Below are 14,980 nucleotides of genomic sequence, written 5' to 3'. Positions count from 1 at the left end.
ATCCACAGGCGGCGGACCGTTCTGCTTGTCCGGCACGCGGTGTCCTTCGCGCGGTGTCCTTCGCGCGGTGTCTTTCACACGGCGCCCTTCGCGCGGTGTCCTTTAAGAAGCCGTCCCGCACGGTCTGTCCACAGGGCGGCGGACCGCTCCGCGTGCAGCCGTTAGTGTGGGCCTCCGTCCGAGACGCTCCCCACGCCCCCCGCGGGCGACCCCGGCCGGAGGGCCCGTAGCTCGATGTCCTCAACTCCTGAGTTTCCGCGACACGTCGTCACCGCCGTGCTCGTCACCCACGACGGCGCCCGCTGGCTGCCCGACGCACTCGCCGGGCTGCTCGCCCAGGAGCGCCCCGTGCAGTCCGTGGTGGCGGCCGACACCGGCAGCGCCGACGACTCGGCGCAGCTCGTCGCCGACGCCATCGGCGCCGACCGCGTCCTGCACCTCGCGCGCCGCACCGGCTTCGGCGCCGCCGTCGAGGAGGCCGCCCGCACCGCGCCCCTGCTCGGACCCGAGGACCTGCCCTACCTGAAGCGCCCCAGCGGCTGGGACCCCGTCAGCCGCAGCTGGAACGACGAGGCGTACGACCTCCCCGAACTCCCGCACGGCGAACCGGTCCAGTGGCTGTGGCTCCTCCACGACGACTGCGCCCCCGAGCCCGGCGCCCTCGCCGAACTCCTGCGCGTCGCCGAGTCCGACAGCGAAGCCGCCGTCATCGGCCCCAAGCTGCGCGGCTGGTACGACAGGAAGCAGCTCCTCGAAGCCGGCGTCAGCATCGCCCGCAGCGGCCGCCGCTGGACCGGACTCGACCGCCGCGAGCAGGACCAGGGCCAGCACGACCAGGTCCGCTCCGTCCTCTCCGTCTCCACCGCCGGCATGCTCGTCCGCCGCGACGTCTTCGAGGGACTCGGCGGCTTCGACCGGCGCCTGCCCCTGATGCGCGACGACGTCGACCTCTGCTGGCGCGCGCACTCCGCCGGCTTCCACGTCCTCGTCGCCCCCGACGCCGTCCTGCGGCACGCCGAGGCCTCCGCCCGCGAGCGCCGCACCGTCGACTGCGCCGGACGCACCGCCGCCAACCCGCACCGCGTCGACAAGGCCGGCGCCGTCCACACCCTGCTCGCCAACGCCCGCGGCCGGGCCCTCCCGTACGTCTTCGTACGGCTCGTCCTCAGCACCCTGCTCCGCACCCTCGCCTACCTCGTCGGCAAGGCCCCGGGGCAGGCGGTCGACGAGGTCATGGGCCTCCTCGCGACCCTGCTGCGGCCCGAGAAGATCCTCGCCGCCCGCAAGCGCCGCAGGAACCCGGCCGTCCTCAACAGCGAGTTCCGCTCCCTCTTCCCGCCGCCCGGCGCCACCGTCCGCGCCACCGTCGAGCAGCTCGCCTCCCACTTCGGCGGCGCCGAGGCCGACACCGGCGGCTCCCGCCACGGCGTCGTCGAGTCGGGCCCCGGCGGCGACGACGCCGACTACCTGGAGATCGAGCAGTTCGCCCGGCTCAAGAAGATCGCCCGCAAGCCGGGACCGGTCCTCTTCGCCCTGCTCCTCCTGGTCTCCCTGGTCGCCTGCCGCAACCTCTTCGCCGGCGGCTCGCTGGCCGGCGGCGCCCTGCTGCCCGCCCCCGACACCGTCTCCGGCCTCTGGTCGCGGTACGCCGACGCCTGGCACCCCATCGGCGCCGGCGGCACCCAGACCGCCCCGCCCTACCTCGCCGTCCTGGCCGGGCTCTCCGCGCTGTTCCTCGGCTCCACCTCCACCGCGCTGACCCTGCTGCTCGTCTGCTCGGTCCCGCTCGCCGGCTTCACCGCGTACTTCGCGGCCCGGGGCATCGTCGAGTCCCGGCTCCTGCGCGCCTGGGGCGCCATCGCGTACGCCTTCCTGCCCGCCGCCACCGGCGCCCTCGCCGCCGGCCGGCTCGGCACCGCCGTCCTCGCGATCCTGCTCCCGCTGATCGCCCGCGCCGCCGTCGCCGCCCACGGCTTCAACCGGCCCGACCGCGGCAGCTGGCGCGCCACCTGGGCGTACACCTTCCTGCTGACCTTCGCGACGGCGTTCACCCCGGTCGTCTGGCCGCTCGCCGTCCTCCTCGGCCTCGGCGTCCTCGCCGTCCGCCGCGACGACATCACGGCGTACGGACTTCGCTTCCTCGCCGCCGTCGGCACCCCGCTGCTCGTCCTCGCGCCCTGGTCGCTCACCCTCCTCACCGACCCCGGCGCCCTCCTGCGCGAGGCCGGCCTCGACGTCCGCACGGGCACGGCCACCGCGCTCGACCTGCTCGGCACCAGCCCGGGCGGCCCCGGCACCACCGGCGGCCTGCTCCTGATCGGCCTCGTCCTCGCCGGCCTGGCCGGCCTCCTCCGCGAGGAGCGGCAGCTCGCCGTCCGTACCGCATGGGCCGCCGCCCTCGCCGGACTCCTCTTCGCCGTCCTCACCAACGGCGCGGGCGGCACCGGCTGGGCCGGACCCGCCACCCTCGTCTACGGCGCCGCCCTCATCGCCGCCGGCATGATCGGCGCCGAGGGCGGCCGCACCCGCGTCGCCGCCCACGGCTTCGGCTGGCGCCAGCCCGTCGCCGCCCTCATCGCCCTCGCCTGCGCCCTCGGCCCCGCCGTCGCCGCCGCCGGCTGGATGATCGGCGGCGCCGACGGCCCGCTGACCCGCCGCGACCCGGTCCAGGTCCCGGCCTTCGTCGCCGAGGAGAGCGGCACCCGCGACCAGCCCCGCACCCTCGTCCTCGGCGCCGGCGCGCCCGGCGAGGTCGCCTACACCCTGGTCCGCGGCTCCGGCGCCCGCCTCGGCGACTCCGAACTCACCGCGACCGCCGAGGCCGACCCGCGTCTCGACGCGGTCGTCGCCCACCTCGTCGCCGGCTCCGGCGCCGACCAGACCCAGGAGCTCAGCGGCTACGCCATCCGGTACGTCCTCGTACGGGACGGGGCACCGCGCCAGATGAGCCGCGTCCTCGACTCCACGCCCGGCCTCAGCCGCCTCAGCCAGCTCGACGGCAGCGCGCTCTGGCGCGTCGACCGCGAGATCGCCCGCGTCATGATCGTTCCGCCCGCGGCCAAGGCCGCCGACGGCGAGAAGGCGGAGGAGACCGCCAAGCCGGTCGCCGTCGCCGCCGGCCCCGTCGAGGCCCACACCCAGGTCCCCGCGGGACCCACGGGCCGCGTCCTGCGCCTCGCCGACCGCGCCGACGAGGGCTGGACCGCCACCCTCGACGGCAAGGAGCTGACCCGTACCACCGTCGACGGCTGGGCCCAGGGCTTCGAGCTCCCCGCCGGAGGCGGCCGCCTCGACCTCACGTACGACGAGCCGCTCACCCACACCGCGTGGATCTGGGCCCAGGCCGGCCTCGCCGTCGTCCTGCTCGTCCTCGCCCTGCCCGGGCGGCGCCGCGAGATCGACGACGACCTGCCCGAGGAGGAGCTCGCGATCCCCGCCCAGGCGACCGAGGGCGACGGCCGCCGCGCCCGCCGCCTGCGCGCCGCCGCGGAGGCCGAAGCGGCCGCGGAGACCGCCCCGGGCGCCCCCGGCACCACCGACACCTTCGACGCCTTCGGGAACGCGCAGGGCGCGCCGGCCCCGATCCCGGAGCAGCAGTCCTACGAGCCCGGGGACCAGGAAGGCGCCGGCGGCTACGACCCGGCCTACGCGCAGGCCCCGGCACAGCCGGGAACCCAGCCGTACGCCGACCAGGGCTACTACCAGGACTACGCGGCGGACCCGTACCAGCAGCAGCCGTACGCGTACCCCCAGCAGGGCTACGAGCAGGGCTACGAGCAGCAGGGCTACGAGCAGCCGCAGCAGTACGACCCGCAGCAGCCCCAGCAGCAGTACGACCCGCAGCAGTACGACCCGTACGGCGGCTACGGCTACGGGTACCCCCAGGGCCACGAGACCGAGCAGCGTCCCGACGGGAGCAGCAACCAGTGAAGCGCACCAACCTCTCCCTGATCGTGGGCGCCACGGCCCTCGCCGCCGTCACCGGCTTCGCGGCCCTCACCGCCCCGGACGGCACCGCCGCCGCCGAGGCGAAGCCCACCACCCGCCTGCCGGTGGAGCGCGCGGGCCTCGTCTGCCCGGTGCCCAGCACCTCCGAGGTGGCCGAGACCCGCTACACCTCGTACACCCCGACGGGTACGGGCTCCGCTCCCGCGGGCTCCGGCAAGGCCGAGCCGCCCACGGCGGTGCTGCGGCCCGCCGCGAGCGGTTCCGTGGCGGGCGGCACCGGCACCACCGGCAAGAAGCCCACGGCCCCGAAGGCCCCGGCCACGGTCACCGCCCCCGGCAAGCCCGTCACCGCCCAGGCGGAGGGCGGCTCCGTGCCCGCCCTCACCGGCGCGGCGACCGGCACCCTGGCCCCCGGCTGGACCGTCCAGCAGACCACCGTCGTCCCGGCGGGCGGCGCGCGCGGCCTCCTCGGCCTCGGCTGCGGCGCCCCCGACACCGACTTCTGGTTCCCGGCGTCCTCCACCGACAAGGACCGCCAGGACTACGTCCACCTCACCAACCCGGACGACACGGCCGCCGTCGCCGACATCGAGCTGTACGGCCCCGAGGGCGTCCTCAAGTCCCAGTTCACCGAGGGCATCCCGGTCCCCGCCCGCTCCACCGTCCCGGTGCTCCTGTCCACCCTCACGAACGAGGCCGGCCGGAAGGACCTCACCGTCCACGTCACCACCCGCAGCGGCCGCGTCGGCGCCGCCGTGGCCGCCGCCGACGACAAGCTCGGCAGCGACTGGATCGCCCCGGCCGCCGACCCGGCGAGCAGCGCCGTGCTCCCCGGCATCCCGGCCGACGCCACCGCGGTGCGGCTCGTCGCCTTCGCCCCCGGCGACGACGACGCCGACCTCAAGGTCCAGCTGGTCACCGCGAGCGGCACGATCGTCCCGGCCGGCGCCGACTCCCTCCACGTGAAGTCGGGGATGACGGCCGCCGTCGACCTGCCGAACCTCACCCGGGGCGCGGTGGGCTCCCTGCTGCTGACGCCGAGCGACCCGAAGAAGCCGACGCCGGTGGTGGCGGCCCTCCAGGTCGTGCGGGGCAAGGGAGCGAACACCGAGATCGCGTTCATCCCGGCGACCGCGGCCGTCTCCGCGCGGGCGACGGTCGCCGACAACCGCGCGAAGGCCTCGACGCTGTCCCTGACGGCCCCCGGCGCGGACGCCCAGGTCAAGGTCACCGCCTCGGCCGGCTCCGAGGGCGGCACGCCGGTGTCGAAGACCGTCACGGTGAAGGCGGGCACGACGACGGTCCTGACCGACCTCGTCCCGGAGGGCCTCAAGGGCTCCTACGCGCTGACGGTCGAACCGGTCTCGGGCGGCAAGGTCCACGCGGCCCGGACGCTCGCCCTACCGGAGGACGGCATCCCGATGTTCACGGTCCAGACCTTCGTGGACGACCGAGGCACGGTAGAGGTCCCCTCGGCCCACCAGGACCTGGGGGTCCTGGACTGAGCCGGGGGGCGCCCCCGTTGTGGGCAGGCGTTCCGCAAGGGGCGATGGGGGTCCCCCTGCTCGGGCGAAGCCGAGAGCTTGGGGGAGGGTGGGCACAACGGAACGGCGCCCTTGCCGGCGCCAGAGGCTCCAGGGCCTGAACCCGCCCCCGGAGCGCGCGGCACCGTGAGGCCCGGGCTCAGTCCTGCCCGTACCGAGGATCCACGGACTCGGGCGAGAGCCCCAGAAGCTCGGCAACCTGCTCCACCACGACCTCGTGGACGAGCAACGCCCGCTCGTCCCGACTCTTGGACCGGATCTCGACCGGCCGCCGATACACGACCACCCGAGCGGGTTCGTTCTTCTCGGCCGGCACCGAGCCCCCCAGCGGCACCGTCTCGCCCGGCACCGGCGGCGGCACCTCCATCACCAGGAAGTCGACGTCCGCCAGCTGCGGCCAGCGCCGTTCGAGGCGCTCGACCGAGTCGAGGACGAGATCGCGGAAGGTGTCGGCCCGGCTCGCGGAGAGCGGCACCTGCGGCGGCGCGACAGGTCCCCGCATCCCGCGGCCGTGCCGGTCGCGGCGGCGGACCCGAGGCTCCGCCGGGGGCTCCGCGGGACGGTGCGAGGGGCTCGGCGGCACAGGACTGTCCATCACTGACGCAGCGTAACCCTCATCCGTCCCAGCGCACCGTGGCGCATCCTCGCCACCTTTCCCGGCGTGCCCGCCCCGCCGCACCACACCTTGTCGAAACCTGAACATTCCGGCCATCCGCACGCCCGATTCGACAGCCCGTCACGATCGGCCATCTGGCCCTGGTTGACCGGATTTGCATCCCAAGGTGTCCGGATAGCCCCCTGCCCCCACCCCCGTAGGCCCCCTCCCGCGCAGGTCAGAGCCGTCACCACTCGAAGGGGGGTGGCGGAGGTCACACCGCGACACGGTGGAGTGACCTGAGGGAGAGTCGTCGCGGCCCGCTCAAGAGTGCGGTACCGTCCAACGTCGTGAGCCCTGTACGTCGCTGTTCGCGCACCGCGTGCGGCCGCCCTGCCGTCGCGACACTGACGTACGTCTATGCCGACTCGACTGCGGTCCTCGGCCCGCTCGCCACCTACGCCGAGCCCCACTGCTACGACCTGTGCGCCGAGCACAGCGAGCGCCTCACCGCCCCGCGCGGCTGGGAGGTGGTGCGGCTCTCCGACGGATCCGCCCCCACCCGCCCCAGCGGCGACGACCTCGAAGCGCTGGCCAACGCGGTACGGGAGGCGGCCCGCCCCCAGGAGCGCGCGGCCGAGGCCGGCGGCAAGGGAGGCCGCGGCGGCGACCCCATGGAGGTCGGTCGCCGCGGGCACCTCAGGGTGCTCCGTTCGCCCGACAACTGACGGCAACCGGCCACCGTCCGCGTATCCCCGACTGCGCTCCGGGTAGTTTTGGCGTTCCGTACACGCGCCGCACACGCGTGTGGAGAACTCAGGAGGGTGGATCCGTGACTGCCGATCTGTCGCAGATCGTGAAGGCGTACGACATCCGCGGAGTCGTACCCGACCAGTGGGACGAGACGCTCGCAGAGCTCTTCGGTGCCGCCTTCGTACGGGTGACGGACGCGGACGCGATCGTCATCGGCCACGACATGCGGCCCTCGTCGCCCGGCCTCGCGTCCGCGTTCGCGCGCGGCGCGGCCCGCCTCGGCGCCGACGTCACGCTCATCGGGCTCTGCTCCACGGACCAGCTGTACTTCGCCTCAGGCAGCCTCGGCCTGCCCGGCGCCATGTTCACGGCCTCGCACAACCCGGCCCAGTACAACGGCATCAAGATGTGCCGCGCCGGCGCGGCCCCCGTGGGCCAGGACACCGGCCTCGCCGACATCCGCGCCCTCGCCGAGGAGTGGTCCGAGAAGGGCGCCCCGGAGGCTGCCGCCGAACCGGGCACGATCACCGAACGCGACACCCTCGCCGACTACGCGGCCCACCTCAAGAACCTGGTCGACCTCACCGCGATCCGCCCCCTCAAGGTGGTCGTGGACGCGGGCAACGGCATGGGCGGCCACACGGTCCCGACGGTCTTCGAAGGCCTGCCCCTGGACACCGTCCCGATGTACTTCGAGCTGGACGGCACCTTCCCGAACCACGAGGCCAACCCGCTCGACCCGAAGAACATCGTCGACCTCCAGGCCCGCGTCCTCGCCGAGGGCGCCGACCTCGGCCTGGCCTTCGACGGCGACGCCGACCGCTGCTTCGTCGTCGACGAGCGCGGCGAGCCGGTCTCCCCGTCCGCGATCACGGCCCTCGTCGCCGCGCGCGAGCTCGCCAAGAGCCCCGGCGGAACGATCATCCACAACCTGATCACCTCCTGGTCGGTGCCGGAGGTCGTCCGCGAGCAGGGCGGCGAGCCGGTCCGCACCCGCGTCGGCCACTCCTTCATCAAGGAGGAGATGGCGAAGACCGGAGCGATCTTCGGCGGCGAGCACTCGGCGCACTACTACTTCAAGGACTTCTGGAACGCGGACACCGGCATGCTCGCCGCGCTCCACGTCCTCGCGGCCCTCGGCGGCCAGAAGGGCACCCTGTCCGACCTGGTCTCCGCCTACGACCGGTACGCCTCCTCGGGCGAGATCAACTCGACGGTCGCGGACCAGGCGGCGAGCACGGCCAAGGTGAAGGCGGCGTACTCCGGCCAGGAGGGCGTCACCTTCGACGAACTGGACGGCCTGACGGTGACGGCGGCGGACTGGTGGTTCAACCTCCGCCCCTCCAACACCGAGCCGCTGCTCCGCCTCAACGTCGAGGCCCGCGACGAGGCCACCATGGCCGAGATCCGCGACGCGGTCCTCGCCCTGGTCCGGGCGACCGACTGACCCCGCCGTACCGCCGGGGAACGGGGGCGTGCCCCGTTCCCCGGCGGTAGGCTGACCTGGCCCGATCCGTCTGTTCGAAGGGACAACCCATGCCGCTCGAAGCCGGCCTCCTGGAGATCCTGGCCTGCCCGGCCTGCCACGCTCCGCTGAACGACCGCACGGCGGACGAGACCCCCGAGCTGATCTGCACGAGCCCCGACTGCGGCCTCGCCTACCCGGTCCGCGACGGCATCCCGGTCCTCCTCACCGACGAAGCCCGCAAGCCGGCGTAACGCCCGGGCCGGGGCGGTGCCCCGCCCGTTGTGGGCGCGCTTCCGCCCGTTGTGGGCAATCGTTCCGCTGGGGCGGAACGGGTGGGCACAACGGACGGCGCCCTTGCCGGGACAAGGCTTCCGCGCCCGAACCCGCACCACCCGCACCCGCACAAAGCAGCGCCCCGCACCCGCACAAGCAAGCGCCCCGCACCCGCACAAGGCAGCGCCCCGCACAACCCGCGCCCCGCACACGCCGCGCCCCGCAGGGAGGCCGCACATGCTCGACGAGACCCTCCTCGACACCCCGGACGACCTCGCCCTGGCCGACCGCCGAGGCCTTCTCCGCGGCGCCGCCGAGGCAGGCGCACGGGTACGGACCGCCGCCCGGCACGCCGCCGAGGCCGGCATCGCGGACCTCCGCCCCGAGGGCCGTCCCCGTGCCGTCCTCGTCGCGGGCCGCGGCACCGCGGCCGCCGGCGTCGCGGACCTGATCGGCGCGCTCGCCGGAGCCGCCGCCCCGGTCGTACGGCTCCAGCCGACCGGCGTCGCCCCCGCGGCGGGCGCCCTGCGCTGGGCCCTGCCGGGCTGGGCGGGCTCGGTGGACCTGCTCCTGCTGCCCACCACCGACGGCTCCGAACCGGGCCTCGCGCTCCTCGCCGAGCAGGCGTACCGCCGCGGGATCACGGTCGTCGCCGTCGCCCCGAAGGCCTCCCCGCTCGCCGAGACGGTGAACGGCTCGCGCGGCCTGTTCGTCCCGATGGCGACCGCCCCGAACGAGACACCCGACGAGTACGCCGAGAGCATCGCAGCCAGCCCGGGCGCCCTGTGGGCACTGTTCACCCCGCTGCTCATGCTCCTGGACCGCGTCGGCCTGCTCGACGCGCCCCAGGAGGCCCTGGAGAAGGTCGCCGACCGCCTGGACCGCACGGCGGAACGCTGCGGCCCGGCCATCGCCACGTACAGCAACCCGGCGAAGACGCTCGCCGCCGAGCTCGCGGACTCGCTCCCGCTGATCTGGACCGAGGGCAACGCCGCCGGCCCGGCCGGCCGCCGCTTCGCCGCCGTCCTCGCCGAACTCGCCGGCCTGCCCGCGCTCGCCGCCGAACTCCCCGAGGCCCTGCCGGCGCACGGGGTCCTCCTCGCGGGCGACTACGCGGCCGGCGCCGACCCGGACGACTTCTTCCGCGACCGCGTGGAGGAGCAGCAGGCGCTCCGCGCGCGCGTGGTGCTGCTCCGCGACCGCCCGGCGGACGGCCTGACCGCGGCCCCGGCCGCCCGCGAACTGGCCCTCGGCCACGACACGGCGATCAGCGAACTGGAACCGGAGGAGGGCGACGACCTGGAGACACTCGCCGAACTCCTCGCGGTGACCGACTTCGCGGCGGTCTACCTCAACCTGGCCACCCCACCCCGCACCCCGCACTAGAGGGCACCCGCACCGGCCCACCCGCACCCGCCGGACACCCACCGGCACAAGCTCAGCGCCCACGTCGGCGGGAGGCCACCACCAAGCCCCCACGACGTCACCCACCCGTCACCCTCCCCCTGTCACCTGTCTCCCGACCCCCGCACGATCCGTCATCACCCCGAGGAGCTGGCAGGCACCATGGAACGCCTCGTCAACACCGTCCGCCCCTACGCCTGGGGATCCACGACGGCCATCCCGGAACTGCTCGGAACCGCCCCCACCGGCGAGCCCCAGGCCGAGATGTGGATGGGCGCCCACCCCGGTGCCCCCTCCCGCACCGACCGCGGCGCGCTGAACGAGCTCATCGCATCCGACCCCGTACGCGAACTGGGGGAGCGGGCCGTCGAGAAGTTCGGGCCGCGGCTCCCGTTCCTCCTCAAGCTGCTCGCCGCGGGCGCCCCGCTCTCCCTCCAGGTCCACCCCGACCTGGAGCAGGCCAAGGCCGGGTACGCCGCGGAGGAGGCCGCCGGCATCCCGATCGACGCCCCCCACCGCACGTACAAGGACCCCAACCACAAGCCCGAGCTGATCTGCGCCCTCACCCCCTTCGACGGCCTGTGCGGCTTCCGCGCCCCCGTCGAGGCCGCCGACCTGATCGCCGCGCTGGGCGTCGACTCCCTCAAGCCGTACGTGGACCTCCTCCACGCCCACCCCGAAGAGGCCGCGCTCCGCGAGGTCCTGACGGCCCTGCTCACCGCCGACCGCGAGGAGATGGCGCACACCGTCGCCGAGGCCGCCGCCGCCGCCGACCGGCTCGGCGGGGACCACGCCCCGTTCGCGACCCTCGCCCACCACTTCCCCGGCGACCCCGGCGTGATCGCCGGCATGCTCCTCAACCGCGTCCGGCTCCAGCCCGGCGAGGCCCTCTACCTCGGCGCGGGCGTCCCGCACGCCTACATCGAAGGCCTCGGCGTCGAGATCATGGCCAACTCCGACAACGTGCTGCGCTGCGGCCTCACGCCCAAGCATGTCGACGTCCCCGAACTCCTCCGCGTCGTCCGCTTCGAACCGAACGAGCCGGCCGTCCTCCGCCCCGAGGCCTCCCCCTCCGGCGAGGAGGTCTACGAGACCCCGATCGACGAGTTCCGCCTCTCCCGGTTCGTCCGCCCGGAAGGCGCCGCGCCCACCGACGTCACCGCCGCCACCCCGCAGATCCTGCTCGCCGTCGCGGGCAGCCCGCGGGCGGGCGGGGTCGCCCTCGGCCCCGGCGAGTCCGTCTTCGTACCGGCGGGCGAGCCCACCGAACTGTCGGGGGTGGGTACGGTCTTCCGCGCGACCGTCGTGGCCTGATGCGACAATGACCGGCCGAACCGCGGCGATCGAGCCGGAGCACCGACGAAGGGACCACGTACACCCATGAGCGCGTCAGGCGGAACCAAGGCGATCGTGGCGGCACTCGCCGCCAACCTCGCGATCGCCGTAGCCAAGTTCGTGGCGTTCCTCTTCAGCGGTTCGTCGTCGATGCTCGCCGAGGCCGTCCACTCGCTCGCCGACTCCGGCAACCAGGGCCTGCTGCTCCTCGGCGGCAAGAAGGCCCAGCGCGAGGCCACGCCGCAGCACCCCTTCGGCTACGGCCGCGAGCGGTACATCTACGCCTTCCTCGTCTCCATCGTGCTCTTCTCCGTCGGCGGCATGTTCGCCATCTACGAGGGCTACGAGAAGATCAAGCACCCGCACCCCATCGAGGCCTGGTACTGGCCGGTCGGCGTCCTGGTGTTCGCGATCATCGCCGAGAGCTTCTCCTTCCGGACGGCCATCAAGGAGTCCAACGAGATCCGCGGCGGCCTCTCCTGGAAGGAGTTCGTCCGCCGCGCCAAGGCCCCCGAGCTCCCCGTCGTCCTCCTGGAGGACCTCGGCGCCCTCGTCGGCCTCGTCCTCGCCCTCGGCGGCGTCGGCCTCGCCCTGGCGACCGACAACGGCGTCTGGGACGGCATCGGCACCGTCTGCATCGGTGTCCTCCTCGTCCTCATCGCGATCGTCCTCGCCGCCGAGACCAAGTCGCTGCTCCTCGGCGAGGCCGCCGGCGCCGACGAGGTGAAGAAGATCGAGGCGGCCGTCGTCGACGGCGAGACCGTCACCCGCCTCATCCACATGCGCACCCTCCACCTCGGCCCCGAGGAACTCCTCGTCGCCGCCAAGGTCGCCGTTCAGCACGACGACACGGCCACCGAGGTCGCGAACGCCATCAACGCCGCCGAGGAGCGCATCCGCGCCGCCGTCCCGATCGCCCGGGTCATCTACCTGGAGCCCGACATCTACAGCGAGTCGGCCGCCTCGGCGGGCAAGAACCCGGCCAAGACCCCGGGCGGCCCCGGCTCCGCCCCCGGCCACTGACGCGCCACCGACGCCAGGGCGCGCCTGCCCCACCTACGAGACCCCCGGGACCACACGGCCCGGGGGTCTCGCACGTCCGCACGTCCGCATGTCCGTACGTTCGTCCGGGCCGCGGGTGACGGGCGCACGGCCGTACGAGGCAGGGCCGCCGCAGCCCCGTGCGAAGTCGAGGCGGGCTCGATGCGGACTGTGGCCCACCGCACCGATCGGTGTAGATTCGTGACCAGCCAGACGTCGCTGCTGATGGCGGTCGGGCGGTCCGCGGACCGGCCGAGGGAGAGAGGGCCTCCGACGACGGCACCGAGCAAGCGCCCGGGCATACGTGTGCCCAGCGGCGCCCTGCCACGGTGCCAGGCGCCTCAACCGACCCTCGCACTCGCACACACGAGGAGCAGCCCAGTCATGACGACTGCCGCCCACCAGGACTTCAAGGTCGCCGACCTCTCCCTGGCCGTCTTCGGCCGCAAGGAGATCACCCTCGCCGAGCACGAGATGCCCGGCCTGATGTCGATCCGCCGCGAGTACGCCGAGACCCAGCCGCTCGCCGGCGCCCGCGTCACCGGCTCGCTGCACATGACCGTGCAGACCGCCGTCCTCATCGAGACCCTGGTCGCCCTCGGCGCCGAGGTCCGCTGGGCCTCCTGCAACATCTTCTCCACCCAGGACCACGCCGCCGCGGCCATCGCCGTCGGCCCGAACGGCACCCCGGAGAACCCCCAGGGCGTCCCGGTCTTCGCCTGGAAGGGCGAGACCCTGGAGGAGTACTGGTGGTGCACCGAGCAGGCCCTCACCTGGCCGAACTCGCCCACCGGCGGCCCGAACATGATCCTCGACGACGGCGGTGACGCCACCCTCCTCGTCCACAAGGGCGTCGAGTTCGAGAAGGCCGGCTCCGCCCCGGACCCGTCCACCGCGGACAGCGAGGAGTACGGCCACATCCTCCGTCTCCTCAACCGCACCCTCGGCGAGAACCCGCAGAAGTGGACCCAGCTGGCGTCCGAGATCCGCGGCGTCACCGAGGAGACCACCACCGGTGTCCACCGCCTGTACGAGATGCACCAGGCCGGCTCCCTCCTCTTCCCGGCGATCAACGTGAACGACGCCGTGACGAAGTCGAAGTTCGACAACAAGTACGGCTGCCGCCACTCCCTCATCGACGGCATCAACCGCGCCACCGACGTCCTCATCGGCGGCAAGACCGCCGTCGTCTGCGGCTACGGCGACGTCGGCAAGGGCTGCGCCGAGTCCCTCCGCGGCCAGGGCGCCCGCGTCATCGTCACCGAGATCGACCCGATCTGCGCCCTCCAGGCGGCGATGGACGGCTACCAGGTCACGACCCTCGACGAGGTCGTCGAGACCGCCGACATCTTCATCACCACCACCGGCAACAAGGACATCATCATGGCCGCCGACATGGCCAAGATGAAGCACCAGGCCATCGTCGGAAACATCGGTCACTTCGACAACGAGATCGACATGGCCGGCCTCGCCAAGACCCCGGGCATCGTCAAGGACGAGGTCAAGCCGCAGGTCCACACCTGGACCTACCCGGACGGCAAGGTCCTCATCGTCCTCTCCGAGGGCCGCCTGCTGAACCTCGGCAACGCGACCGGCCACCCCTCCTTCGTGATGTCGAACTCCTTCGCGGACCAGACCCTGGCCCAGATCGAGCTCTTCACCAAGCCGCAGGAGTACCCGACCGACGTCTACGTGCTGCCGAAGCACCTGGACGAGAAGGTCGCCCGCCTCCACCTGGACTCGCTCGGCGTCAAGCTGACGACCCTCCGCCCGGAGCAGGCCGCCTACATCGGCGTCGAGGTCGAGGGCCCCTTCAAGCCGGACCACTACCGCTACTGATGCCCCGGCCGGCGGCGCCCGCGCGCTGACGCGGGGCCGTCCCGGACACCCGTAGAGGACTCAGGCAGGCCCCCCGCACCCCCGTGCCGGGGGGCCTGCCCCGTCCCGCCCCCGCTACCGCACCCGGTAGCCATCCGAGGACTCCGAGGACCCCGAGGACCCATGCCCCGCGGCCGCTATTCGCTCCATGACCCGCACGATCACACCCCCCTCGGTGAAGAACACTTCCACTGCGCGCCCGGCCCCTCCGGCTGGCGCTACGTCTCGCAGATCACCACCCCCGCGGGCGACCACCGGGGCTCCGTCGACCTGGCCGTCGACGAACTCGGCCGCCCCATCCGCCTCGAACTGCACGCCGCGAGCTGGCAGGTCCGCGGCGCGGCCCTCGACGGCGTCACCTGGGTCCGTACGGACCCCACCGGAACCCACGCCACCGAAGGCAATGTGCGCGCCCACGCCTTCACCGGCACGTCCCCGGCGTTCCTCGTCGCCCTCACGCGACTCCTGCGTCTCACCCCCGATTCCCCCGAGACCCGTGTCAGGCTCGTCGCCTTCACGGACCCGGTGCTCGCCCCCCTCACGGTCGACCAGTCCTGGGCCCTGCTGAGAAGTGAAGCGCACGCCACTGACAACGGTCTGCTGATGGTGGACGAATACCAGGTCAACGCCCTGGACACGGGCGAACGCCATACGGTCCACATCGCCGGCGACGTGGTCCTCTCGGCCCCCGGCATCGAACTCGAAGCCCTGGAGACCCCGCCGTCGGTCTTCCCCTGACGG

11 protein-coding genes are annotated in these 14,980 nt (G+C 73.7%); 10 read left to right on the top strand and 1 reads right to left on the bottom strand.

What is annotated here, in order from left to right:
* Window positions 1-234 precede the first annotated feature (234 nt).
* Both AB5J54_RS15895 and AB5J54_RS15890 read left to right on the top strand, forming a co-directional pair.
* Window positions 235-3,930 (top strand): glycosyltransferase family 2 protein, encoded by a 3,696-nt coding sequence (locus AB5J54_RS15895; RefSeq protein WP_369144562.1) that lies wholly within the window; start codon window positions 235-237, stop codon window positions 3,928-3,930.
* Window positions 3,927-5,453: a DUF5719 family protein gene (locus AB5J54_RS15890; protein WP_369144561.1), complete on the top strand. Its 1,527-nt coding sequence runs from the start codon at window positions 3,927-3,929 to the stop codon at window positions 5,451-5,453. The genes AB5J54_RS15895 and AB5J54_RS15890 overlap by 4 nt, the downstream gene beginning before the upstream one ends.
* Before the next feature lie 178 nt (window positions 5,454-5,631).
* Here the strand turns inward: AB5J54_RS15890 and AB5J54_RS15885 are convergent, their stop codons facing one another.
* A complete protein-coding gene (locus AB5J54_RS15885; protein ID WP_369149344.1) occupies window positions 5,632-6,087 on the bottom strand; it encodes a metallopeptidase family protein in 456 nt (151 codons plus the stop codon).
* 299 nt (window positions 6,088-6,386) lie between these two features.
* On the opposite strand from AB5J54_RS15885, the gene AB5J54_RS15880 reads away from it, so the two are divergent.
* The 8 genes from AB5J54_RS15880 (at window position 6,387) to AB5J54_RS15845 (ending at window position 14,977) form a co-directional block, all read left to right on the top strand.
* Window positions 6,387-6,815, top strand: a complete 429-nt coding sequence (locus tag AB5J54_RS15880; RefSeq protein ID WP_369149343.1) for a DUF3499 domain-containing protein — start codon at window positions 6,387-6,389, stop codon at window positions 6,813-6,815.
* 104 nt (window positions 6,816-6,919) lie between these two features.
* Window positions 6,920-8,287, top strand: a complete 1,368-nt coding sequence (locus tag AB5J54_RS15875) for a phosphomannomutase/phosphoglucomutase (RefSeq protein WP_369144560.1) — start codon at window positions 6,920-6,922, stop codon at window positions 8,285-8,287.
* A gap of 89 nt (window positions 8,288-8,376) precedes the next feature.
* Window positions 8,377-8,559 (top strand): Trm112 family protein, encoded by a 183-nt coding sequence (locus AB5J54_RS15870; protein WP_086832166.1) that lies wholly within the window; start codon window positions 8,377-8,379, stop codon window positions 8,557-8,559.
* A gap of 259 nt (window positions 8,560-8,818) precedes the next feature.
* Window positions 8,819-9,967 carry an SIS domain-containing protein gene (locus tag AB5J54_RS15865; protein WP_369144559.1) on the top strand — a complete coding sequence of 383 codons (1,149 nt, stop codon included), beginning with the start codon at window positions 8,819-8,821 and terminating at the stop codon, window positions 9,965-9,967.
* A 180-nt stretch (window positions 9,968-10,147) separates the two neighbouring features.
* The gene (manA, locus tag AB5J54_RS15860; RefSeq protein WP_369144558.1) at window positions 10,148-11,299 is read left to right on the top strand and encodes a mannose-6-phosphate isomerase, class I; all 1,152 of its coding nucleotides are present in this window, start codon (window positions 10,148-10,150) and stop codon (window positions 11,297-11,299) included.
* A 66-nt stretch (window positions 11,300-11,365) separates the two neighbouring features.
* Window positions 11,366-12,343: a cation diffusion facilitator family transporter gene (locus tag AB5J54_RS15855; protein ID WP_369144557.1), complete on the top strand. Its 978-nt coding sequence runs from the start codon at window positions 11,366-11,368 to the stop codon at window positions 12,341-12,343.
* A 402-nt stretch (window positions 12,344-12,745) separates the two neighbouring features.
* Window positions 12,746-14,200: an adenosylhomocysteinase gene (gene ahcY / locus AB5J54_RS15850; protein ID WP_369144556.1), complete on the top strand. Its 1,455-nt coding sequence runs from the start codon at window positions 12,746-12,748 to the stop codon at window positions 14,198-14,200.
* A gap of 162 nt (window positions 14,201-14,362) precedes the next feature.
* Complete coding sequence (locus tag AB5J54_RS15845) at window positions 14,363-14,977, top strand: hypothetical protein (RefSeq protein ID WP_369144555.1); 615 nt, start codon at window positions 14,363-14,365, stop codon at window positions 14,975-14,977.
* Window positions 14,978-14,980: the final 3 nt, after the last annotated feature.

Origin of the sequence: Streptomyces sp. R44 (assembly GCF_041053105.1) — a bacterium.
GTDB lineage: Bacteria > Actinomycetota > Actinomycetes > Streptomycetales > Streptomycetaceae > Streptomyces.
This window is presented reverse-complemented; position numbering and strand designations above follow the sequence as displayed.

Excerpts from the sequence above, each read along its gene's own strand:
- AB5J54_RS15895 (WP_369144562.1), top strand. The coding sequence starts at position 235 with ATGTCCTCAACTCCTGAGTTTCCGCGACACGTCGTCACCGCCGTGCTC.
- AB5J54_RS15885 (WP_369149344.1), bottom strand. The coding sequence starts at position 6,087 with ATGGACAGTCCTGTGCCGCCGAGCCCCTCGCACCGTCCCGCGGAGCCC.
- AB5J54_RS15870 (WP_086832166.1), top strand. The coding sequence starts at position 8,377 with ATGCCGCTCGAAGCCGGCCTCCTGGAGATCCTGGCCTGCCCGGCCTGC.
- AB5J54_RS15865 (WP_369144559.1), top strand. The coding sequence starts at position 8,819 with ATGCTCGACGAGACCCTCCTCGACACCCCGGACGACCTCGCCCTGGCC.
- manA (WP_369144558.1), top strand. The coding sequence starts at position 10,148 with ATGGAACGCCTCGTCAACACCGTCCGCCCCTACGCCTGGGGATCCACG.
- AB5J54_RS15855 (WP_369144557.1), top strand. The coding sequence starts at position 11,366 with ATGAGCGCGTCAGGCGGAACCAAGGCGATCGTGGCGGCACTCGCCGCC.
- ahcY (WP_369144556.1), top strand. The coding sequence starts at position 12,746 with ATGACGACTGCCGCCCACCAGGACTTCAAGGTCGCCGACCTCTCCCTG.
- AB5J54_RS15845 (WP_369144555.1), top strand. The coding sequence starts at position 14,363 with ATGCCCCGCGGCCGCTATTCGCTCCATGACCCGCACGATCACACCCCC.